Source organism: Streptomyces sp. NPDC107765 (assembly GCF_055657085.1).
Genome location: NZ_JBVKBL010000003.1, coordinates 185,556 through 206,962, shown reverse-complemented (window position 1 = coordinate 206,962; position 21,407 = coordinate 185,556). Strand labels below are relative to the sequence as shown.

General features: G+C 74.0%; 19 protein-coding genes and 7 tRNA genes. 10 read left to right on the top strand and 16 right to left on the bottom strand.

Translation table 11 applies throughout. The annotated features are described in order from the left end of the window. Positions 1-193 precede the first annotated feature (193 nt). On the top strand, positions 194-919 hold the full coding sequence (locus ACZ7MX_RS09610; RefSeq protein ID WP_472131363.1) for an exonuclease domain-containing protein: 726 nt from the start codon (positions 194-196) through the stop codon (positions 917-919). A gap of 228 nt (positions 920-1,147) precedes the next feature. Here ACZ7MX_RS09610 and ACZ7MX_RS09605 read toward each other — a convergent pair. From ACZ7MX_RS09605 to ACZ7MX_RS09590, 4 genes are all read right to left on the bottom strand, one after another. Next, positions 1,148-1,219, bottom strand: a tRNA-Val gene (locus ACZ7MX_RS09605). Between the two features lie 72 nt (positions 1,220-1,291). Continuing rightward, positions 1,292-1,753 carry an SRPBCC family protein gene (locus ACZ7MX_RS09600; protein ID WP_472130926.1) on the bottom strand — a complete coding sequence of 154 codons (462 nt, stop codon included), beginning with the start codon at positions 1,751-1,753 and terminating at the stop codon, positions 1,292-1,294. 149 nt (positions 1,754-1,902) lie between these two features. Further along, a tRNA-Val gene (locus tag ACZ7MX_RS09595) sits at positions 1,903-1,974 on the bottom strand. Positions 1,975-2,028: 54 nt separating this feature from the next. After that, positions 2,029-2,460: a TIGR02611 family protein gene (locus ACZ7MX_RS09590; protein ID WP_472130924.1), complete on the bottom strand. Its 432-nt coding sequence runs from the start codon at positions 2,458-2,460 to the stop codon at positions 2,029-2,031. Positions 2,461-2,649: 189 nt separating this feature from the next. Between ACZ7MX_RS09590 and ACZ7MX_RS09585 the strand changes: the two genes are divergently transcribed. Together ACZ7MX_RS09585 and ACZ7MX_RS09580 are read left to right on the top strand one after the other, a co-directional pair. Further along, the gene (locus ACZ7MX_RS09585; protein ID WP_003959770.1) at positions 2,650-3,063 is read left to right on the top strand and encodes an SsgA family sporulation/cell division regulator; all 414 of its coding nucleotides are present in this window, start codon (positions 2,650-2,652) and stop codon (positions 3,061-3,063) included. A 229-nt stretch (positions 3,064-3,292) separates the two neighbouring features. Further along, a complete protein-coding gene (locus tag ACZ7MX_RS09580; RefSeq protein ID WP_472130922.1) occupies positions 3,293-3,859 on the top strand; it encodes a CGNR zinc finger domain-containing protein in 567 nt (188 codons plus the stop codon). 60 nt (positions 3,860-3,919) lie between these two features. Here the strand turns inward: ACZ7MX_RS09580 and ACZ7MX_RS09575 are convergent, their stop codons facing one another. Further along, positions 3,920-4,075, bottom strand: coding sequence for a hypothetical protein (locus ACZ7MX_RS09575; RefSeq protein ID WP_199812568.1), 156 nt, complete (start codon positions 4,073-4,075; stop codon positions 3,920-3,922). 68 nt (positions 4,076-4,143) lie between these two features. Next, the gene (locus tag ACZ7MX_RS09570; protein WP_472130920.1) at positions 4,144-4,602 is read right to left on the bottom strand and encodes a hypothetical protein; all 459 of its coding nucleotides are present in this window, start codon (positions 4,600-4,602) and stop codon (positions 4,144-4,146) included. 170 nt (positions 4,603-4,772) lie between these two features. Between ACZ7MX_RS09570 and ACZ7MX_RS09565 the strand changes: the two genes are divergently transcribed. Next, positions 4,773-5,333 carry a DsbA family protein gene (locus ACZ7MX_RS09565; protein ID WP_472130918.1) on the top strand — a complete coding sequence of 187 codons (561 nt, stop codon included), beginning with the start codon at positions 4,773-4,775 and terminating at the stop codon, positions 5,331-5,333. 59 nt (positions 5,334-5,392) lie between these two features. Here ACZ7MX_RS09565 and ACZ7MX_RS09560 read toward each other — a convergent pair whose 3' ends face one another. The 3 genes from ACZ7MX_RS09560 to ACZ7MX_RS09550 are packed head-to-tail and all read right to left on the bottom strand — an operon-like array spanning position 5,393 to position 8,149. Then, positions 5,393-6,220, bottom strand: a complete 828-nt coding sequence (locus ACZ7MX_RS09560; RefSeq protein WP_472130916.1) for a GNAT family N-acetyltransferase — start codon at positions 6,218-6,220, stop codon at positions 5,393-5,395. A 58-nt stretch (positions 6,221-6,278) separates the two neighbouring features. Next, positions 6,279-7,103 carry an aminotransferase class IV gene (locus ACZ7MX_RS09555; protein ID WP_472130914.1) on the bottom strand — a complete coding sequence of 275 codons (825 nt, stop codon included), beginning with the start codon at positions 7,101-7,103 and terminating at the stop codon, positions 6,279-6,281. Further along, complete coding sequence (locus ACZ7MX_RS09550) at positions 7,100-8,149, bottom strand: chorismate-binding protein (RefSeq protein ID WP_472131362.1); 1,050 nt, start codon at positions 8,147-8,149, stop codon at positions 7,100-7,102. The genes ACZ7MX_RS09555 and ACZ7MX_RS09550 overlap by 4 nt, the downstream gene beginning before the upstream one ends. A gap of 196 nt (positions 8,150-8,345) precedes the next feature. Between ACZ7MX_RS09550 and ACZ7MX_RS09545 the strand changes: the two genes are divergently transcribed. The 5 genes from ACZ7MX_RS09545 (at position 8,346) to ACZ7MX_RS09525 (ending at position 8,803) form a co-directional block, all read left to right on the top strand. After that, positions 8,346-8,418, top strand: a tRNA-Gly gene (locus ACZ7MX_RS09545). A 35-nt stretch (positions 8,419-8,453) separates the two neighbouring features. After that, a tRNA-Cys gene (locus tag ACZ7MX_RS09540) sits at positions 8,454-8,527 on the top strand. A 1-nt stretch (position 8,528) separates the two neighbouring features. Then, positions 8,529-8,600, top strand: a tRNA-Val gene (locus ACZ7MX_RS09535). Between the two features lie 25 nt (positions 8,601-8,625). Then, positions 8,626-8,697: transfer RNA gene (locus ACZ7MX_RS09530), tRNA-Val, on the top strand. A gap of 34 nt (positions 8,698-8,731) precedes the next feature. Beyond that, positions 8,732-8,803 (top strand) — tRNA-Val (locus ACZ7MX_RS09525). 123 nt (positions 8,804-8,926) lie between these two features. On the opposite strand, the gene ACZ7MX_RS09520 is transcribed toward ACZ7MX_RS09525, so the two are convergent. The 3 genes from ACZ7MX_RS09520 to ACZ7MX_RS09510 form a co-directional block, all read right to left on the bottom strand. Next, positions 8,927-9,205 carry a TFIIB-type zinc ribbon-containing protein gene (locus ACZ7MX_RS09520; RefSeq protein ID WP_030813535.1) on the bottom strand — a complete coding sequence of 93 codons (279 nt, stop codon included), beginning with the start codon at positions 9,203-9,205 and terminating at the stop codon, positions 8,927-8,929. A 73-nt stretch (positions 9,206-9,278) separates the two neighbouring features. Continuing rightward, complete coding sequence (locus tag ACZ7MX_RS09515; protein WP_472130912.1) at positions 9,279-10,334, bottom strand: phosphotransferase family protein; 1,056 nt, start codon at positions 10,332-10,334, stop codon at positions 9,279-9,281. A gap of 393 nt (positions 10,335-10,727) precedes the next feature. After that, the gene (locus ACZ7MX_RS09510) at positions 10,728-10,937 is read right to left on the bottom strand and encodes a hypothetical protein (protein WP_030813541.1); all 210 of its coding nucleotides are present in this window, start codon (positions 10,935-10,937) and stop codon (positions 10,728-10,730) included. A gap of 597 nt (positions 10,938-11,534) precedes the next feature. Here ACZ7MX_RS09510 and ACZ7MX_RS09505 point away from each other — a divergent pair. Further along, positions 11,535-13,004 (top strand): serine/threonine-protein kinase, encoded by a 1,470-nt coding sequence (locus ACZ7MX_RS09505; RefSeq protein WP_472130910.1) that lies wholly within the window; start codon positions 11,535-11,537, stop codon positions 13,002-13,004. Positions 13,005-13,338: 334 nt separating this feature from the next. Here ACZ7MX_RS09505 and ACZ7MX_RS09500 read toward each other — a convergent pair whose 3' ends face one another. From ACZ7MX_RS09500 to cbiE, 4 genes are all read right to left on the bottom strand, one after another. Beyond that, on the bottom strand, positions 13,339-14,154 hold the full coding sequence (locus ACZ7MX_RS09500) for a TrmH family RNA methyltransferase (protein WP_472130908.1): 816 nt from the start codon (positions 14,152-14,154) through the stop codon (positions 13,339-13,341). A 66-nt stretch (positions 14,155-14,220) separates the two neighbouring features. Continuing rightward, positions 14,221-15,459 carry a uroporphyrinogen-III C-methyltransferase gene (gene cobA, locus ACZ7MX_RS09495; protein WP_472130906.1) on the bottom strand — a complete coding sequence of 413 codons (1,239 nt, stop codon included), beginning with the start codon at positions 15,457-15,459 and terminating at the stop codon, positions 14,221-14,223. A 174-nt stretch (positions 15,460-15,633) separates the two neighbouring features. Next, entirely contained in the window at positions 15,634-19,845 is a 4,212-nt protein-coding gene (cobT, locus tag ACZ7MX_RS09490; protein ID WP_472130904.1) for a nicotinate-nucleotide--dimethylbenzimidazole phosphoribosyltransferase, read from the bottom strand. A gap of 235 nt (positions 19,846-20,080) precedes the next feature. Further along, a complete protein-coding gene (gene cbiE, locus ACZ7MX_RS09485) occupies positions 20,081-21,301 on the bottom strand; it encodes a precorrin-6y C5,15-methyltransferase (decarboxylating) subunit CbiE (RefSeq protein ID WP_030808840.1) in 1,221 nt (406 codons plus the stop codon). Positions 21,302-21,407: the final 106 nt, after the last annotated feature.

The following is a 21,407-nucleotide window of genomic DNA, read 5'->3' as shown; positions in this document are numbered from 1 at the left end:
GCTCGGTGGGTGCGCGCAGAGGAATGCGCCGGAGATGACGGGGAACCAGCGGATCGCGTGGCCCGTCCCTGTGGTTGTCTCCGCGTCAAGTGGTCCGCAAACAAGGACGGTTCGACCACCGGTGTGCTCGGGTATCACCTGCTCGGGTGGTATTGCGCCACCATCCCCCGTACGAGCGCGAGGAGTTGGGATGATGCCGTGCTGGTATGACGGCCCTCTTGCCGCCTTCGACACCGAGACGACGGGGATCGATGTCGAACGGGACCGCATCGTCTCCGCCGCGCTGGTGGTCCAGGAGACCCCGCGTTCGGCGCCCCGCATCACCCGCTGGCTGGTCAATCCCGGCGTCGAGATACCGGAAGCCGCCATCGCGGTGCACGGTCTCACGGCCGACCACCTCGCCCTGCACGGCCGCTGGCCGGCGCCGGTGGTGGAGGAGGTGGCGCGGGCCCTGGCCGCCCAGTCGGTGGCCGGCCGTCCGCTGGTGGTGATGAACGCCCCGTTCGATCTCACCCTGCTGGAACGCGAGTTGAAGCGGCACCGCGCCAGCTCGCTCAACGCTTACCTGGGCGCCCATCCGCTGCGCGTGCTGGACCCCCGGGTGCTGGACAAACATCTGGACCGCTATCGCAAGGGCCGCCGCACGCTCGCCGATCTGTGCGCGCAGTACGAGGTCGAGCTGACCGAGGCGCACGACGCGGCCGCGGACGCGCTGGCCGCGCTGCAGGTGGTGCGTGCGCTGGGGCACCGGTTCGCGGACCGCCTGGGGAACCTGCACCCGGCGGAGCTGCACACCCGGCAGGCGGTCTGGTACGCGGCCCAGGCCCGTGGGCTGCAGGCGTGGTTCGCGCGCAGCGGCAGTCCGGAATCGGTGGATCCGCACTGGCCGCTCCGTCCCGAACTCCCCGCCGCGGCCTGATTCGGCATCAGGAATTCCGCACGCCGACCGGCAACGGCCGACCGGCCCACCAAGAAAGAAACGGACGGAATTCCGTTTCCGGGTCGCTTCCCGTCGCGGCGGAACGCACCGGCAAGGAACTCCGCCGCACGGAACTCCCCACTACGAAACTCCGGCTCCGCTCGACTCGACGCAGCACTCAACAAAAAGAACCGGGCCACCTTTTGGTGGCCCGGTTCTTGATCCCGGTGGGCGATACTGGGTTCGAACCAGTGACCTCTTCGGTGTGAACGAAGCGCTCTCCCACTGAGCTAATCGCCCGGGTGTCCGGTGAGGTTTCCCTCGCGAACGACCTGAACAATACAGGCCGCGCGGGCCTTCCATCAAATTTCCTCAGGCCCGGGCCAGCCAGCGGGCCAGCCCGCGCCGCCCGGCCCGCATCATCAGGGCGTGATTGGCGCGGAACAGCGGCCGCGCCGGCAGCCCGACCCGGCGCATCAGCGGTTTGCAGACCTCGACGTCCTGCTCGAAGACGACGCGGGTGCCGCCGGCGCCGGGCACCACGGTCCAGCGCGCCCAGCCGGCCAGGTCGCCGCGCATCGCGATCTCCAGGACCCCCGCGCCGGGGTCCCGCACTTGCTCGGCGACCACCACCGTGAGGTCGTACGGCAGCAGGGAGCGGAAGCGGGCGGTCCCGCTCCGGTCGTCGATGCGGGTCACCTCGCGCACCTGCGGCCACCACTGCGGGTAGCTCTCGGCGCGCTCCAGGACGGCGTAGACGACGGCCGGCGGGGCGCGGAGCAGCCAGACGCTGCGGAAGCGGTAGCGGTGCAGCCGGCGGGACCAGTCGGGCATGATCCCAGTGTGCGCCCCGCACGGCCGTGGGCGCCCAACAACGGCGAGGGCCCGGGGACTTGGCATCCGGCGGGCCGCCGTGCGGGGGAACACGCAAAAGGGGCGGCGGGCCCCGCATTGCCTGCGAGTTTCCGCCGCCCCCTGTGACGTGGGCGATACTGGGTTCGAACCAGTGACCTCTTCGGTGTGAACGAAGCGCTCTCCCACTGAGCTAATCGCCCGGGCGCATCGCCAACATTACCCCACGTCGGCGGGCACTTGTGACCACGTTCCGGTCACTCGGTGACGTTCCAGGGCAGCACCAGGCCGAACTTCCACGCGTAGACCGCGACCCCGGCGGCGATGATCGTCACGCCGAGGACGGTCAGGATGATGTTGCGGCGCCGCACCTTGGGATCGAGCGCCTTCTGGGCGGCTTCGGTGACCTTGCGCTTGGTCCAGCGCAGGACCAGCTGGGCCCAGACGAATTCGGTCGCCCAGATCGCCATGCCGGCGAAGATCACCAGCCAGCCGGGGCCCGGCAACGGCAGCAGGACCACTCCGCCGGCGACCACCGCGAGACCGACGACGAAGACGCCGACCTGCCAGCTCAGGTGCAGCGGCCGGGAGCGCTTGATGAAATGCGGCGCTCGCGAGCCGAGCGGCTGCTCGGGCGACACGGCCTCCTCCTCGAGTACTCCCGTCCCCCCGTTACTCACCGTATTCATACGGTCAAACTTACCGGACGGGAGGGGTCCGCGGAATTACCGACGGGGACGATCTCGCAATCCGCCGTCAGAGGTACCTGAAGCCACCCAAAACCGTCAGAGGGGTTTACAACGGCACCGTAGGTGGCATGTCGATTTCGCCGACGTGCGAATCCCCGAGCGCACACTGAGCGAAAGGCCCTGGCGCTTATGAACACCACGGTCAGCTGCGAGCTGCACCTGCGCCTCGTTGTGTCGAGCGAGTCCTCACTGCCTGTACCCGCGGGCCTGCGGTATGACACGGCCGATCCCTATGCCGTGCATGCCACCTTCCATACCGGAGCCGAGGAGACCGTCGAGTGGGTGTTCGCCCGCGACCTCCTCGCCGAGGGCCTGCACCGGCCCACGGGCACCGGAGACGTCCGCGTATGGCCGTCCCGGAGTCACGGGCAGGGCGTGGTCTGCATCGCCCTGAGCTCCCCGGAAGGCGAAGCCCTGCTCGAAGCCCCCGCACGGGCTCTCGAGTCGTTTCTCAAAAGGACGGATGCCGCCGTACCGCCCGGTACGGAGCACCGGCATTTCGATCTCGACACAGAGCTGTCCCACATCCTCGCGGAAAGCTGAGACGCAGCACGGTTACCGAAAGCACCCATCCGCTCACACTTGCGCCCGTCCGACTCGGGGAGACGGCGCAGGACCGACAAGTTCATACGGCAGAGATCGGCGTCGTCGCCGCGGAGCCACCGCGGGGGACGGCGCCGACGCTTGTCCCAGGCGCTAGAGTCGGCGACCATTCGGCCACGACACCCGGGGGCGGTACCCGTCCGGCCCCACCCTGCCAGGGAGCGGAACCGTGATGATCACCCATGACACCCGGTGCGCGCTGGACGCGGTCGTCGATCTGCTGAACACCGCTCCGGAGGGCGAGGCGCCGGGCGCGCCGGACAGCCTGACCGCCGTCCCGGCCGTCGAGGACTTCGCGCGCCGCAACAACTTCAGCGACGTGGGCACGCTCGGGCCGGACGACCTGGCGGCGGTACGCAGCGTCCGGGCGCGGTTCGCCGAGGTCTTCGCCGCCGGGGACGACCGCACGGCGGCCGCGCGGCTCAACGCGCTGGTCGCCTCGGCGGGCACCACCCCGCAGCTGACCGACCACGACGGCTACGACTGGCACGTGCACTACTTCGCGCCGGGCGCCTCCGTGGCCGACCGGATGGCCGCGGACGGCGGGATGGCGCTCGCCTTCCTCGTCGTGGCCGGTGAGCGCGAGCGGCTGCGGCGCTGCGAGGCGCCGGACTGCCGGCACGCGTTCGTCGACCTCTCCCGCAACCGTTCGCGCCGCTACTGCGACAGCCGCACCTGCGGCAACCGGCTGCATGTCGCGGCGTACCGCGCGCGGCGCCGGGAGGCCGCGGGCTGACGGCCGGTGCGGACCGGCCGACGGCTGCCACGGTGGGTGCGGACGGGCCGTACGCCGGCCTCACAGGATGAAGAGGTCGTGTACGGCGCCGAGGAGGAGCAGGCAGCCGATGACGGCGAGGAAGAGCATCAGCGGCGGCTGGGACAGCGCGAAAAGGCAGCCGCGGGGTTCGGGGGACGGGGCGTCGTCTTGGGCGAGGGCGCACTCATCGTTCATCTCGCGCGCATCATGGCGCACGTGATCTTCCGAGGGCGCCCAAAGGGGGCCTCAGCAGCGGGAGTTCATCAGATCCCGTGCTTTTTCAGGATCGCTTCGATGTCCGAGAAGTCATCCTTGGGAGCGCTGCCGGCCTGCGGCGCCTTCCCCTTGCCGGCCGGCCGGTCCGCCGTACGTCCCGCGCCGAGGGACGGTATCGAGGCACCCGGAGCCACCGCGTCGGGCGTGGCGCCCCCGGCCGCCTTGCGGTCCTTGCGGGCTCCGATCCCGCCGCGGCGGCGCTCGACGGCCCGGCTGATCATGAAGAGCAGGAACGAGAGCGCGAGCAGGCCGAAGCCCGCCCAGACCGTGGGCTTGAAGACGATGTTGGTGACCCAGTCGATGACGCCGGTCATCACCAGGCCGATCGGGATCAGGGAAAAGGCGGCGATGCGGGTCGCGGCGAGGAATCGCTTGCGGTACGCCGTCAGCGCGGCGATGCCCAGGCCCGCTGCCGACACCGCGGCACAGACGGTCGAGGTCAGCATCCGGTCCTCCTGCCGATGGAAGGGCGAGCAGTCCCTCTGCTCCCCTCCATCCTGCCCTGTCCGGACCCGCCCGGGCCATGTTCCGGCACCGGCTTCAGGGTCTTCTCGGGGTCACTCTCCTCCCCAGGTCCGGGTTCGGCCACCCGGGGGCGGGCTGGAAGACTGGACCCATGAACGACGCCACCACCCCCGCCCCCGCCCTCCCCCAAGCTCTCGGCTTCGCTCAAGCAGGGGGTACCCCCATCGTCCTCGACGTGTGGTGCGAGCTGCAGTGCCCGGACTGCCACACCGCGCTGGCGGACCTGCGGGCGCTGCGCGAGCGCTACGGCGACCGGCTGGACATCCGGCTGCGCCACTTCCCCCTGGCGAAGCACAAGCACGCCTACGCCGCGGCCCAGGCCGCCGAGGAGGCGCTGGTGCAGGGGCAGGGCTGGCCGTACGCCGAGGCGGTGCTGGCGCGCACCGAGGAGCTCGCGGCGCGCGGCGAGAAGCTGCTGCTGGAGGTCGCCGGTGAGCTGGGGCTGGACGCCGAGGAGCTGGACACCGCGCTGATCGACGGGCGGCATCTGCTGATCGTGGACGCCGACGAGGCCGAGGGGAAGGCGATCGGCGTGACCGGTACCCCGACGTACGTGATCGGCGGGGAGCGGCTGGACGGCGGCAAGAGCCAGGAGGGGCTGCGCGCCCGGATCGAGGAGATCGCCGACCGCCTGCTGGCCGGCCAGGACTGAGCCGGGGCGGGAACGAGCCGGCCGGGACGCCAGGGAACTTCGGAGCGCGGCCGGCCGCCCTACAGGATCGGCTTCCACAACAGGTAGCCGGTGGGCCGGTAGCCCAGCGATCCGTAGAGGCCGAGGGCCGGTGCGTTGCCCGCGTAGACGTTGAGGCCGAGGGTGGTGCGGCCGGCCGCGAGGCTCTCGCGCTCGGCGATCAGCATCAGGGTGCGGCCGTGCCCCCGCCCCCGGTGGCCGGGGTCCACCCGCACGTCGACGACGTAGCCGCCCGGCTGCTCCGGCATCCGCAGGGCGAGCCAGAGGCTGCCGACGTCCGCGCCGTCGTGGGACAGGATCCGCAGGACCTGGTCGGGGGTCTCCGCCCCGTCCGGCAGCAGGGCGTGGTGGCCCTTCACCGCGGTGTCCTCGGCGCGGGCCGGGGACATCCCCTGGCCGGTCTGGGTACGGATGTACTCGGCGAGCGCGGCGTCCCGCCAGGCGGGGTACTCCGCCTCGCCCAGCGGCCGGTCGGTGACGTCCCCGGGCAGCCGCGGCGGCGTGTCGAGGGGTTTGGACAGGGTGCGGCTGCGCTCGGTGTAGCCCAGGGCCGCCGCGAGCCGCAGCGCGGCCTCCGCCTCGGCCGGGACGGTCACCTCGATCTGGCGGCATCCCCAGCCGCGCAGCACCTCCTCGGCGGCGAGCGCCGCGACCGTGGCCCGGCCGCGGTGCCGGTCCGGCGGGTCGATGGCCAGGTAGGTGATCCGGCCGGCCGTCGGGCCGAAACGGGCGTCGGTCGCCAGCCGGACCGTGCCGACCCGGCGGCTGTTGACGCAGACGTCGTACGGGCGGGCCCGGGTGCCGTCGTGGTGTTCCTCGGGTCCCGCGGGGCGCAGCGTAGTGGTCACGGGGACTTTCTACCCGCCCGTATACGGGCCCGTCATCACCCCGTACGGGGGCCGGTCGTCACCGCGGGTCGACGTCGGCGGCGGACTGCTCGTCGAAGATCCGCATGGCCTCGGCGGTCACCGGGCCCGGTACGTCGGGCAGTTGGCGGCCGTCGATCCGGGTCACGGCCTGCACGTCGCGGAGGGTGGACGTCAGGAAGATCTCGTCGGCCCGCTCCAGGACGTCCAGCGGCAGATCGGTCTCCTTCGCGCCGGCCCAGGCGACGGTCAGGGCGCGGGTGATGCCCGCCAGGCAGCCGGCGGAGAGCGGCGGGGTGTGGAGTTCGCCGTCCAGGACGACGAAGACGTTGGAGCCGGTGCCCTCGCAGAGCGCGCCGACGGTGTTGGCGAACAGCGCCTCGGTGGCGCCCTGTTCGTGGGCGCGCGCCAGGGCGACCACGTTCTCGCCGTACGAGGTGGTCTTCAGGCCGGCCAGCGCGCCGCGTTCGTTACGGGTCCAGGGGACGGTGACGGCGGCGGTGGTGTCGGGGCGGCGGGTGGTCGCGGAGAGCGCGACGACCAGCGTGGGGCCGGCGTCGCCGCGGTCCGAGCCGAGCGGGGACTCGCCGCCGGTGTAGGTGATGCGCATCCGGCCCAGCGGCACGGGGTTGGCCTCGAGGACGGCCTCGCAGCCGCGCCGCACCTCGTCGAGGTCGGGCTCGGGCAGGCCGAGGCCGCGGGCGGAGGTGGCGAGGCGCTCCAGGTGGCGGGTGAGGGCGAAGGCACGTCCGTGGTCCGCCTTGACGGTCTCGAAGACGCCGTCGCCGACCGTCAGCCCGTGGTCGAAGACCGAGACCCGGGCGTCGTCGGCGTTCCGCAGTGCTCCGTCCAGCCAGATCCTCATCGCTCTCCTCCGCTCGGCTCGTTGCGTCCCGACGCTACCGCGAGCAGCCGGCTCGCCTTCAGCTCGGTCTCCGCCCATTCCCGCTCGGGGTCGGAGTCCCAGATGATCCCGGCTCCGGCGCCGAAGCGGAGGAGCGGACCGTCGGCGGCGGTGCGGTCGATCCAGAAGGTCCGGATGCCGACCGCGAGCTCGCCGGTGCGGCGGTCGGCGTCGACCCAGCCGATGCCGCCGCAGTACGGCCCGCGGGGCGCGGTCTCCAGTTCGTCGATGATCCGCAGGGCGCTGGACTTGGGGGCGCCGGTGACCGAACCGGGCGGGAAGGTGGCGTCCAGCAGATCGGCCCAGGCGCTCTTCTCGTTGGCGAGGTCCAGCTCGCCGCGCACCGTGGAGACGAGGTGCACCAGGCCGGGGTGCTCCTCGACCGCGCAGAGTGCCGGGACGGTGACGGTTCCGGTGGCGCAGACCCGGCCGAGGTCGTTGCGGACCAGGTCCACGATCATCACGTTCTCCGCCCGGTCCTTGGCCGAGAGGTCCGCGGCGGTCCGTCCGGTGCCCTTGATGGGGCCGGACCACACGGCCCGGTCGTCCCGCCGCAGATAGAGCTCGGGGGAGGCGCTGGCGATCTCCACGCCGTGGCCGGGCAGCCGGATCGTGCCGGCGTACGGGGCGGGGTTGCCGCGGGCCAGTACGGCGGACAGCGCGTCGACGTCGGCCCGGTCCGGATCGGGAAGCGGGGCGCTCAGCACCCGGCAGAGGTTGACCTGGTAGACGTCGCCGGCCGCGATGTGTTCCCGGACCCGCCGTACGCCGCGGACATAGGCGTCGCGGTCCAGGGCGCTGGTCCAGGCGCTCCGCGCGGGGCCGTGCCAGGCGCCGGGGGCGGGGGCGTCGGCCGGGGTGGCGGGGCGTACGTCGGCGAAGCGGGCGCAGACCACCTGGCCCTCGAAGTCGGCGGCCACCGCCCACCAGCCCGTCGAGTCGAGGGCCGCGGGATCGCTGGTCACGTCCCGTAGATCGGTGGCTATCAGGCCGCCGAAGCGGGCCATGGGAGCGAAGTCGTGCACGTCAGCGAGTCTATGGCGGGGCCCCCGGGCGCGCCTGTGCCGGGCGAGCAGCGCAGCACGCTGCACAAACGCGTTTTTGTACTGGCCCCGGAATCCGCTAGAGTTCAACACGTCGCCGGGACGCGGAAGCGCCACGGGGGCCCGGTAGCTTCCCGGACGTAGTCTGGGAGAGTCACCTGCGGACGTAGCTCAGTTGGTAGAGCACCACCTTGCCAAGGTGGATGTCGCGAGTTCGAGTCTCGTCGTCCGCTCGATGTGGGGGATCTTCCCGACCCCCCTCACTCCTGGTGGAGTGGCCGAGAGGCGAGGCAACGGCCTGCAAAGCCGTCTACACGGGTTCAAATCCCGTCTCCACCTCCAAGGACGATTAGCTCAGCGGGAGAGCGCTTCCCTGACACGGAAGAGGTCACTGGTTCAATCCCAGTATCGTCCACTGGTCCGGCTCCACCCGGGCCCCCGCGCGATTAGCTCAGCGGGAGAGCGCTTCCCTGACACGGAAGAGGTCACTGGTTCAATCCCAGTATCGCGCACGCAACTGTGGGTCTTCGTGATCCATGGTCCCGAGGACGATTAGCTCAGCGGGAGAGCGCTTCCCTGACACGGAAGAGGTCACTGGTTCAATCCCAGTATCGTCCACACACAGCCCGAGGGCCGGAGCGTTTCGCTCCGGCCCTCGGCTTTTTGTGCCGTGCGCCGGTCACGGGCTCCGGTCGCCGGCCGGCCGGTTGTGGCCGTGCCGGCCGGACCGGGTGCGACGGTTCAGGACGAGAACAGCATGTGGCCGAGGCCCCGGTGATGACCGTGGTGTCCATGGTGGCCGTGGTGGCCGTGGTGCGGGGCGCCCCAGGCGGGCGCGGCGGGGTACGCCTGCGGGGCGGGCGGCGGCGGGGCCTGCTGGACCCACTGCGACTCCAGGCGGGTCAGCGCCTCCAGCTCCCCGTAGTCGAGGAAGATCCCCCGGCAGCCGGCGCACTGCTCGATCTGGACACCATTGCGGTTGTACGTGTGCATCGGTGCATGGCACTTGGGGCACTGCATCGTCGGCTCAACTCCTGTCGTTCGCTGCCGCTCGGCGCGGCGCCACCGGAACAGCCTTCCGGTGGCGTGGGGTTCAGCGTACGACGGGCCCGCCGGGTGCCAACTGCTGCGGCAGGGACACCATCCGGGCGCAGGCGTCGATGACGGCGGTCGCGGCCTCGTCCAGCGCCCGCTCCCCGGTGACGGCCTTGGCGACGGCGAGCGCGGCGGTCTGCACGGTCAGGGCGCGGGCGGGGACCTCCAGTTCGGCCCAGGGGTCCCCGTGCGGGGGCAGGGCCGGCCCGCCCGCCGCGCGGTAGGCGGTCAGGAAGCGCGTCCAGATGTCCGGGGAGAGCAGGCCGGTGGCGAACCAGGCGGCGGGACGGGCCAGGTCCCAGGCCGCGTCGCCGACGCCGAGGTCGTCGACGTCGATCAGCAGCCAGCGGCCGCCGGTGGCCGGGTGGCGGACCAGCTGGCCGAGGTGGAGGTCGCCGTGGCAGAGGGCTGCCGCACGCGGCGGCGGCACCTCGCCGCGGGCCCAGGGCGGCAGCCCGTACCAGGCCCGTTCGACGGCCGCGGCAGCCGCGCGCAGGGACCGCGGAACGGCGGTCGCAGGGCCGTCGTGGCCGTCGTCCAACGCGGCGCGCAGCCGGGTCAGGGCGCGGGCGGCCTTGGCGGGGCCGCGCATCGGCGGGACCGGGCCGGGGAATTGGCGCGGATCGACGGAGTGCAGCCGGGCCAGCAGGCGGGCGGCGTCCTCCCAGGGCGCCGCGTCGGGGTCGTCGGGCGCGACCGGGCTGCCATACGGCCAGCGGGTCAGCGCCCGGCCGTCGTCGGCGAGGAGGAGGAAGCCGCCGGGGGCGGTGAGCGGCAGCGGGGGCAGCAGGATTCCGTGCAGGAGGGGGTGCGCGGCGATCCGGAGGCGGGCGGCGAGGTCCTGCGGGTCGGCGTCCGGGGCGTGCGCCTTGGCGACCGCATGGCCACTGCGGACGACCGTGCCGTCCGGGCGGTCGGCGAGGACCTGGGGGTGGTCGGCGGGTGGGTGGGGATGACCTGCGGGAGTTTCAGGGGCCGGTGGTGCGGGTGGGGAGCCGTCGGGGACGGGGGATGCGGCGAGGGCGGCCAGGCGGACGGCCAGCGGCGTGGTCATGGCTCCCCTCCCCCGGGCCTGCGTCGGTGTGCGGCCTCGCCCGGTCGCTGGTCGGGCCCTAAGGGGATCGTACGCGGCGGGGGATCGTATGCGGCGGGGCAGGCGCGGCAGGCGGGGCGTCAGGCGGGCCGTGCGTATGCGGGAAGGGGCGGGGCGTGGCGGCGGCCCGCGGGGTGGCGGGGTGTGTGCGTACCGGGCAGGGGGCGGGGCGCGGGCGTACGCGGCCGGGGGCGCTCGGTGGAGTCGTGGTTCGGTGGGTGGGGGCGGAAGCTCGACGGCCGGGCATCTCCCCAGATGCCCGGCCGTTCGTGCCGTCCGCCGCACCCCCGTCCCCACGGGGTATTCAGCCGGAGGTCCCCGTCCCGGGCCGCTCTCCCGGGACCGGGGCGCCGCTCAGCGCCCCAGCATTCCGGCCACGGACGACGCCTGTGTGATGACGGCTTCCCAGCCGCCGAACACCACGGCGAGCAGGATCGCCAACGGCAGCACCATGGCCACCGCGACGAGCGGATGGCGGGTGCCCGAGGACTGGTGGCCGCCGAGCGCCGCGGCGGCCTTGCGCCCCTGCGCCCGAAGGGCCGTCCGTCCTGAGGTCCGATCCATCGTCCGCTCCCGTCGTCTCTGGAGCGGCGGGCGTCTGACCTCGGGGGACGAGCGCTGCGCCCGCCGCTTGATGACAACACTAGGCACGCGGCGCAGGACAGGCGTCATGCCGTCGTACCTATTGGGCGGCCTCCAGGAGGATGACGGGACCGGGCGTCACGTACTCCCCTGGGTGGAGAACACCCCTGAGGAACCCGGGACATCCCCCAGGGGTGCCCACCGGGACGCAGGTCCCGCCGGCCCGCATGGGTGACCTCGCTCACGTCGGCGGCTACGCCCCACCCCACCGTCCGGCAGCCGCATACGCCGCCGCCGTCCGCCGCCGGGAGCCGTGCCCCGCATCTCCGGCATTCGCCCTCGATCACCTTTCGTCGTGTCAATCCCCCTTATGTGCAAGATCATTGAGCGCGCGGGCGGAAACCCGGGACGCCCGCGCGCCCTTTTCCCCTCCCGCACTCCGAGGATCGCACCCGCCACCGACAATCCGGTTGCCGACGCATGCGCGGCCTCTCAGCACAGCGAGCCGTCAATCCGTAAGCTGTGCCACGTCAGACGGTTGGCAGCGGAGGGGCCTCCCACCGCAGGTAGGGGACGGACATGGCGATGATGCGGCTCCGGCGCGAGGACCCGCGTGTCGTCGGGACCTTCCGGTTGCACCGCCGGCTCGGCGCAGGCGGGATGGGCGTGGTCTACCTCGGCTCGGACAAGCGCGGTCAGCGGGTGGCGCTGAAGGTGATCCGGCCGGACCTGGCGGAAGATCAGGAATTCCGCTCGCGGTTCGCCCGCGAGGTCTCCGCCGCCCGCCGGATCCGCGGTGGCTGTACGGCGCGGCTGGTCGCGGCCGATCTGGACGCGGACCGCCCGTGGTTCGCCACCCAGTACGTCCCCGGCCCGTCGCTGCACGACAAGGTCAACGAGGAGGGGCCGCTCTCCCCCGCCCAGGTCGCCTCCGTCGGCGCGGCACTGTCCGAGGGGCTGCTGGCCGTCCATGACGCGGGCGTGGTGCACCGCGACCTGAAGCCGTCCAACATCCTGCTGTCGCCCAAGGGCCCGCGCATCATCGACTTCGGCATCGCCTGGGCGACCGGCGCCAGCACGCTCACGCACGTCGGTACGGCCGTCGGGTCGCCGGGCTTCCTGGCACCGGAACAGGTACGCGGGGCCGCGGTGACCCCGGCCACCGACATCTTCGCGCTGGGCGCCACGCTGGCGTACGCCTGCACCGCGGACTCCCCGTTCGGACAGGGCAGTTCGGAGGTCATGCTCTACCGGGTGGTGCACGAGGAGGCGCAGCTCGCCGGGGTGCCGGACGCGCTGGCGCCGCTGCTCGCGTCGTGCCTGGCCAAGGATCCGGCGGACCGGCCCAGCACCTTGTCGCTGTCGTTGCGGCTCAAGGAGATCGCGGCCCGTGAAGCGCACGGCCTGTCGGGCGGTCCGTCGGGTGGTGTGTCGGGCGGTCTGTCGGGCGGTCTTCTGCAGAACGGGCCCGGTAGCGGGGCCGGATGGAGCCGGGCGGAGCGCCGTCCGTCGGACCGGCCGACCGGGCAGCGGGCCGAGGAGTACGCGCGCCAGCGCACCGAGCGGCGGACGGCGGGCGGCTCCGCCCCGCGCCCGCACGCGTCGCGTCCGCCGGCGCCGCGGGACGGGGCCGGTGGGCGGCCCGGAGGACCGGCTTCCGGTGCGGGTACGGGCGCAGGCGCTGGTGCGGGCACCGGCGCGAGGAAGAATCCGCGTACCACGGGGCGGAACGCCCGACGCGGTCCGGCGGCCCGGCCGACGGGGCGAAACGGTTCGCGCACCCCGGTCCGTACGACCTCCGGCGGGCGCCGGCCCGGCCCCGACCGCCGGCTGCTGCGCCAGCGGGTCATCGTGTTCGTCGTGGTGACGTTGCTGGTCGCGCTGGGGATCGCGGCGGCCCAGGGCTGCCAGGGCCCGGCCCGCGGGATGGGGGCCGAGGGCTTGGAACGGCTGGCTCCGCTTGCTCCGGCCGGGAGCCCGGCCGCTCCGGGTGGAGGTCAGTGGGCGCCGGGCGGGGGCTCGGACGCTGGGGGCTCGGACGCCCGGTAGATGGGGCGTGCGGGCGGACGGTGGGCGGGCGGAAGGTGGGCGGGCCCTTAGGGGATAGGGGAACAGATCCCCTAAGGGTCGCGAGAGCCCCCTCGGGGCCGACAACGTGGCGGGGCTGGGCGGTATTCCCCGGGGGACGGCGTAACCACGCCGGGGGGACGGCGTAACCACCCCCGGGGGACGGCGTAACCACCCCCGGGGGACGGCGTAACCACCCCCCGGGGGACGGCGTAACCACCCCCGGGTGGGGACCGCGTGACCACGGGAGGAACACCACGGTGGGAACCGTGTGCGGTTCGGCCCGTATGACCCGTAGCCCCCTACCCCCTACCCCCTAAGCCGGTCGCCCCGACGTCACCGCGTAGAACGCCACCGCCGCGGCTGCGCCGACGTTGAGGGAGTCGACGCCGTGGGCCATCGGGATGCGGACCCATTCGTCGGCGGCGCGCAGGGCACCCGTGGTGAGGCCGCCGCCCTCCGCGCCCAGCATCAGGGCGACGCGGTCCAGCGTGTGCGGGGCGGCCTCGTCGATGGTGGAGGCCTTTTCGGCGGGGGTGAGGGCGAGCAGTTTGAAGCCCGCTTCCCGTACGACGGACAGGTCGCGGGGCCAGCTCTCCAGGCGGGCGTACGGGACGGAGAAGACCGCGCCCATGGAGACCTTCACCGAGCGGCGGTAGAGGGGGTCGGCGCAGTCCGGGGAGAGCAGCACCGCGTCCATGCCGAGGGCCGCCGCGCTGCGGAAGATCGCGCCGATGTTGGTGTGGTCGTTGACGGCCTCCATGACCACGATGCGGCGCGCCCCGGCGAGGAGTTCGGTGGCCGCGGGCAGCGGGGTGCGCTGCATGGAGGCGAGCGCGCCGCGGTGCACGTGATAGCCCGTCACCTGTTCCGCAAGGGCCGGGCTGACGGCGTAGACCGGGGCCGCGACCTCGTCGATGACGTCGCGCATGACGTCGACCCACTTCGAGGAGAGCAGCATCGAGCGCATCTCGTAGCCGGCGTGCCGGGCGCGCCGGATGACCTTCTCGCCCTCGGCGATGAAGAGTCCCTCCGCGGGCTCGCGCCGGCGCCGCAGTTCGACGTCGGTCAGGCCGGTGTAGTCGGCCAGCCGCGGGTCGTCCGGGTCGTCGACGGTGATGATTTCTGCCACGGGGAGATAGTGCCTTGTCGGTGTCGGGGTTCCAATGCCGGGGGAAGGCCCGGGGAAACGAATCAGCTAGCCGGCCGTGGTCGTCGCGCCGACGGTGACGACGGCGCCGATGACGATGACCGCCGGCGGCCGGACGCCCTCGGAGCGGACCGTCTCGCCGAGGGTGGCGAGGGTGGCGTCGACCCGGCGCTGGGTGGCGGTGGTGCCCTCCTGGATGACGGCGGCCGGGGTGTCGGCGGGGCGGCCGTGCTCGATGAGCTTGGCGGCGATGGCTCCGCTGTTCTCCACGCCCATGAGGACGACGAGGGTGCCGCGCAGCTTGGCGAGGGCGGGCCAGTCGACCAGGGAGCGCTCGTCGTCGGGGGCGACGTGGCCGCTGACGACGGTGAATTCGTGGGCGACGCCGCGGTGGGTGACGGGGATGCCGGCGGCGGCGGGCACCGAGATGGTGCTGGAGATGCCGGGCACGACCGTGCAGGGGATGCCGGCCTCGGCGAGTGCCTGGGCCTCCTCCATGCCGCGGCCGAAGACGAACGGGTCGCCGCCCTTGAGGCGGACCACGGCCTTGCCGGCCTTGGCGTGCTCGATCAGCGCGTTGTTGATCGCCTCCTGGGCCATGAACCGGCCGTAGGGGATCTTCGCGGCGTCGATGACCTCGACGTGCGGGGGCAACTCGGCCAGCAGGTCGCGGGGGCCGAGGCGGTCGGCGATGACGACGTCGGCCTCGGCGAGCAGACGGCGGCCGCGGACGGTGATCAGGTCGGGGTCGCCGGGGCCGCCGCCGACCAGCGCCACGCCGGGGGTGTGCGCGCGGCGGTGGTGCGGGGCGGCGATGCTGCCGTCGCGCAGGCCCTCCACGATGGCGTCGCGTACGGCGGCCGAACGGCGCGGGTCGCGGCCGGTGAGGACGGCTACGGTCACGCCCTCGCTGCGGCCGGTGGCCGGGGTCCAGGCGGTGGCCGCCTCGGCGTCGTCGGCGCGTACGCACCACACCCGCCGCTCCTCGGCCTCCTGGGAGGCGGCGGCGTTGGCCTCGGGGTCGTCGGTGGAGATCAGCGCGTACCAGGCCTCGGCGAGGTCACCGGCCCGGTAGCGGCGGCGCTCCCAGCGGATCTCGCCGGCGTCGGCCATCGCCTCGACGGAGGGGGTGGCGGACGGGGAGACGAGCACGACGTCCGCGCCCGCGGCGACGAGCGAGGGGAGGCGGCGCTGGGCGACCTGACCGGCTCCCAGGACGACCACCCGGCGGCCGGACAGCCGCAGTCCGACGGGGTAGGCAGCGTGTTCGGCGACGTGCTCGGCCATGGCGGGGCGGCTCCTTGTGCGGATGGTGCGAGTTCGAGACCGGATCGGTCGCTGCGGCTCTGGAGCGGCTGATCAGGGAGGATACGACGCTTGAGGGCGTACGGCCCCGGCCCACAGCCTAGGGGGCTGCGGGCCGGGGGTCATGCGGGGCGGCCGCGTTCCGGCCGCACCGCCTCAGCTCTTCTCCGTCACTCCGGCGGAGTCGAAGGTGGCGACCTCGTGCATGGCGCGGGCGGCGCTCTGCACGACGGGGAGGGCCAGCAGGGCGCCGGTGCCCTCGCCGAGGCGCAGGTCGAGGTCGATGAGCGGGCGCAGGCCGAGCTTGTTGAGGGCCGCGACGTGGCCGGGCTCGGCGCTGCGGTGGCCGGCGATGCAGGCGGCCAGCGCCTCGGGGGCGATGGCGCGGGCGACCAGGGCGGCGGCGCCGGCGCTGACGCCGTCGAGGATCACCGGCGTGCGCAGCGAGGCGCCGCCGAGGATCAGTCCGACCAGGGCCGCGTGCTCCAGGCCGCCGACCGCGGCGAGCACGCCGACCGGGTCGGACGGATCGGGCTGGTGGAGTTCCAGGGCGCGGCGGACCACGTCGACCTTGCGGGCGTGCGTCTCGTCGTTGATGCCGGTGCCGCGGCCGGTGACCTCGGCCGGGTCGACGCCGGTGTAAACGGCGATCAGCGCGGCGGAGGTGGTGGTGTTGGCGATCCCCATCTCGCCCGTGAGCAGGGCCTTGTTGCCGGCCGCGACGAGGTCGCGGGCGGTCTCGATGCCCACCTCGATGGCCTTGAGGACCTCCTCCTGGGTGAGCGCGGGGCCCTGGGTGAAGTCGGCGGTGCCGGGCCGGACCTTGCGGGGCAGCAGGCCGGGGGTGGCGGGGAGTTCGCTCGCCACGCCGACGTCCACGACGCAGACCTCAGCGCCGACCTGGTTGGCGAAGGCGTTGCAGACCGCGCCGCCGCCCAGGAAGTTGGCGACCATCTGGCCGGTGACCTCCTGCGGCCAGGGGGTGACGCCCTGGGCGTGCACGCCGTGGTCGCCGGCGAAGATCGCCACGGCGGCCGGCTCCGGGATCGGCGGCGGGCACTTGCGGGACAGGCCGCACAGCTGCGCGGAGATGATCTCCAGCATGCCGAGCGCGCCGGCGGGCTTGGTCATCCGCTTCTGGCGCTCCCACGCCTCGCCGAGCGCCTTGGCGTCCAGCGGGCGGATGCCCTGGAGGGTCTCCTGGAGGAGGTCGTGCGGGTTCTCCCCGGGCAGCGCGCGGCGGCCGTAGGTCTCCTCGTGGACGACCCAGGACAGCGGGCGGCGCTTGGACCAGCCGGCCTGCAGCAGCTCGGGCTCCTCGGGGAACTCGTCGACGTAGCCGACGCACAGGTAGGCGACGACTTCGAGGTGCTCGGGCAGGCCCAGTTCGCGGACCATCTCGCGCTCGTCGAAGAAGCTGACCCAGCCGACGCCGAGGCCTTCGGCGCGCGCCGCGAGCCAGAGGTTCTCGACGGCGAGCGCGGAGGAGTACGGGGCCATCTGCGGCTGGGTGTGCCGGCCGAGGGTGTGCCGGCCGCCGCGGGTGGGGTCCGCGGTGACGACGATGTTGACCGGTGTTTCGAGGATCGCCTCGATCTTCAGCTCGCGGAACTGCTTGGCGCGGGCCTTGGGCAGCGACTTGGCGTACGCGTCGCGCTGCTGCATCGCGAGCTGGTGCATCTTCTCGCGGGTCTCGGCGGACCGGATGACGACGAAGTCCCAGGGCTGGGAGTGGCCGACGCTGGGGGCGGTGTGGGCCGCCTCCAGGACGCGCAGCAGGACCTCGTTGGGGATCGGGTCGCTGCGGAAGCCGTTGCGGATGTCGCGGCGCTCGCGCATCACGCGGTGGACGGCGGCGCGCTCGGAGTCGTCGTAGCCGGCGGCCGGGGGCCTGGCCGGGACCTCTTCCGCCTCGGGGGCTGCGTCGGCGGCGTCGGTCTCCTCGGCGGCGGGCTGCTCGTCGGCCTGCTCGCCGGGTGTCTGCTGGTCAGCGGCCTGCGGCTGGTCGGCCGCCGGAACCGCGTCGAGCTCCTGCGGCTGGTCCTCGTCCGCGCCCTCACCAAGCTGGAGGAGCGCCTCGGCGTCCTGCTGGTGGGGGGCCTCGTCGGCGGTGGCCTCCTCGGGCACCTCCACGGCGGCCGGGGTGCCGGCGGGGTCCTGGGCCTGCGGAACGGTGTCGTCCGCGGCGGCCTGCGGCTGCGGTTCGACGGCCGGCTGCTGTTCGGCGGCCGGCTGCTCGGCGACTTGCTGGGCCGGGATGTGGACGGTGCCGGGCTGGGCCGCGGGGGTGCCCTCTGCGGGGGCGTCGGCCGGGGTGGCGGGCTGCTCGTCGGCGGCCTGCGGCTGCTCGGGCGCGGGGGCCGGGTCTGCTGCCTGCACCGGCTCCATTGCCTCTTCCCCTGCCACTGCTACCGCTTCTTCGGTGACGGCCGGTTCCGCGGCCTCTGCCGTTGCTGCCTGCTCTGCGCTCGCGGGGGCTGCCGAGGTCTCCGGGGTGGCTGCGGCGGGCTCCGGAGCCGGGGTGGCCTCGGGAGTCGCTGCGGCCTCGGGCGTCACTGCGGCCTCAGGTGTCACCGCGGCCTCGGGGGACGCGTCGGCAGGGGTGGCCGGCGTGGCGTCCGCGGCGGGTGCTGCGGACTCGGCGGCCGGGGTGGCCTCTCCCTCGGGAGCGGTGTCAGGGGTGACCGCCTCGGGCGGCTCTATGACGGCCTGCTCCTGCTCGACGGGGGCGACCGGCTGCTCGACGGGGACGCCGTCCTCGTCACCGGGCAGGGCGACGGGGCCCTGCGGCGTCGCGGCGGCCTCGGGGGCGACGGCTTCCGGCGCGGCGGCCTCGGGCTGCGGCTGGACGGCGGCGTCGGCCGTGACGTTGTCCTCCGTGCCCTCGGCCGCGCCCTGCTCGGAAACGTCCTGCTCGGAAACGGCCTGTACGGGCACTTCCTCTACGGGCACTTCCTGAGCGGGCACTTCCTGTACGGGCGCGTCCGGAGTCTGGGCGTCCGGGGCCGGTCCGTCCGGGATCTGGGCGGTCGGCGTCTGTTCGGTCGGCTGCTCCGCCGTCGGGGCCTCGACGGGCTCGGCCGGTACGGTCCCGTCCGCGGTGCCCTCCGCGGGCTGCGCCACCGGCTCGGGCTGCGCCTGCGGCTGGGGCTGTGCCTGCGCCACGGGCGGCTGTTCGGCGGCCTGCGGTTGTTCGGCGGGCAGTTCGGGGTCCTGGGCGACGGGCTGCGCGACCGGCTGCGCGGTTTCGTCAGCCGGCGCGGCGGGGGCCTCCGCGGGCGCGGCAGTCTCCGCCGCCGGTGCCGCGTCGACAACGGGGGCCGCTTCCGCGGCCGTTGCGGTCTCCTCGACCGGCGGCATCTGATCGGCCACCGGCGCCGGCGCCGGCGCGGCGACCGCGGCCGGCTCGGGAGCCGGTGCCGGCTCGGGGGCGGGGGCCGGTGCGGCCTGGGCCGTGGCGTCGTTCCAGGCCGGCATCTGGGCCGGGATCTCGCCGAGCTGCGGGCCCGGCAACGGGCCCTGGCCGGCGGCGCCGTAGGTCTGCTCGGGGGACAACTGCCCACCGTAGGACTGGCCGCCGTAGGACTGGCCGCCGTAGGACTGGCCGCCGTACGTCTGCTCGGCGTACGGCGCCGCCCCGGCCTGCGGCTGCGGTTCGGCGTACGCCTGGGCCGGGGCCGGCTGGGCGTCCTGGGGTGCGGCGGGGGCCTGCTGGACGGCCGCGGCGGCTTCCGGGGCCACGGGGGCCTGGGCGGGGGCGGCGGCGTCGAAGTATTCGGGGGCACCGGCGGGCGGGGCGGCGTGCCGGGCGGGGGCGTCTGCGGGGCCGCGGTCGGCGAGCGAGCGGACCACGCCGCCGGTCGCGTCGGGCACCGGCGGGCCCATGTGCAGCGGGCGGCGGTTGGGCGCGGCCGCGCGGGCCCGCTCCGGCTGCTGGGGCGCCGCGGGCTGCGGGATGCGGACCGCGCTCAGGTCGACGGAACCGGAGTCCCGGCCGCCGCTCTCGTGGTCGCCGGCCTGGGCGGGCATCGCCTCGTAGCCGGTGGCTCCCTGGGCGGCGGCGTCGAACGGCACGCCCGGCTGCGGCTGCCGGTCCGGGCCCTGGTGGGTCTCGTGCGGCAGCGGCTGGGCCGCGGACTGCTCGCTCCAGGCGCCCTGGGCGCCCGGCATGAGCAGCAGGTCGTCGTCCTCGACGCCGGGATCGGTCTGGTCGAGGTAGGGGTAGTCGCCCTGAGGGGTCACCATGCCCGGCAGCTCCGTGGGTCCGGCGTCGGCAGGGGAGGGAGCGGCCGCCGGCTGCGGCTGCCCGGGATGTCCGCCTGCGTTCTCCGGCTGTCCCTCGCCCGGGACCTGGCCGGTGTCGGTCATGCGTACCCCTCGCCCATTGGTAGTGCTCCTTCCAACCGCTCGTGCGACACGCTCGACCGGGGCGCCCCGACGCCCCGATAGCTAGAACGAGCGAGCACGCCTCGCGGCACGTCCACGCTCACAGCTTCATATTCGTCCAAAACCAGGGCATTTTCCGGATATTGGCGTATGAAGCCGAACGTGGAACGGCGGCGCAACGATCCGCCAGCCTACCTCGCGCGGGTTGCCTTCCTGGTCACGGGTGAGGAACGCGATACCCGCTGAGCAAAAACACCACGGACCGCTCGCGTTCGACCCAGACGGAGGTGTCCAGGTCCACGGACTGCAGCAGGGCGCACTCGACGTCGTACCCGCCGTCCGCCAGTGCGCGCCCCAGCAGCTCGGCCTCGTCGCGGGTGGCGGCGTGGGTGACGATCCGTTCGGGACGGCGGGCGGCGCAGGCGGTGACGACCTCCACTCCCCCGCCGCCGATCCGTACCACGTCGGGCTCGGGCAGGTCCTCCAGGATCTGCGGCGCCCGCCCGTGCACGACCTGGAGTTGGACGCCGTGCCGGCGGGCGACGGCGGCGGTGCGTCCGCAGGCGTCCGGGTCGGCGTCCACCGCGATGACCGCGGCGCCGAACCGCGCGGCCTCCACGGCGGCGGCTCCGCTGCCGGTGCCGATGTCCCAGACCAGGTCGCCCACCCGGGGCCCCAGGCGGGCGAGTTGGGCGGTGCGCAGCTGGACGGTCTCCCCCTCGGCGAGGGCTCCGCCGTAGGCGCGGTTGGGCAGTCCCCAGCCACGCGGTCCGGTCGGGTGGCCGACCTCGTGGCCGGCGATCCAGCCGGTGCCCTGGGCCGCGGCGCCGCCGGGCGAACCGCCGACGACGATGACGACGTTGGGGTCGCGCCAGACGTGGTCGGCGGCCTTGTCGGAGGTGAGGACCGTCACCTGCTCGCGTTCGGTGCCCAGTTCCTCGCAGATGACGAAGGTGCGGTGGACGCCGCCGAGCAGCAGGGCGAGTTCGGCGGGGCCGGCGCCGGGCGAGGTGAGCACCGCGACCTTGGTGTGGGCGCGGCAGACGTTGACCGCGCGGCGCAGGTCGCGGCTGTGGGCCACCACGATCTGGGCGTCGTCCCAGGGCATGCCGGCACGGGCGAAGGCGGCCGCGACGGAGGAGACGGCCGGGACGACCTCGACCTCCAGGCCGTGCTCGGGGGCCCGCAGGGTGCGGACGACGCCGAAGAAGCCGGGGTCGCCGTCGGCGAGGACGACGGCGGTGCCGCGGTGCTGGGCGATCCGGCGGGCGGCCAGGGTGACGCTGCCGAGCCGGATCCGCTCGGCGTGCGGCGGGACTTCGGGCAGTGCGAGGTGGTGGGCGGCGCCGGCCACCAGTGTGGCGGCGCCGAGGGCGGAGCGGGCGGCGGCGGTCAGCGGAGAGCCGTCCCATCCGATCACCGTGACCCGGTCGGCCATGCTCGTCAGTCTCCTGGGGCTGCTGTGGGTACGCGGGCGGTGGCGGCCGCGGGGCGACCGCGGGCCGGTGGCGCGCCGCTGTGGGGCGCCGGACGCAGGTCCGCGC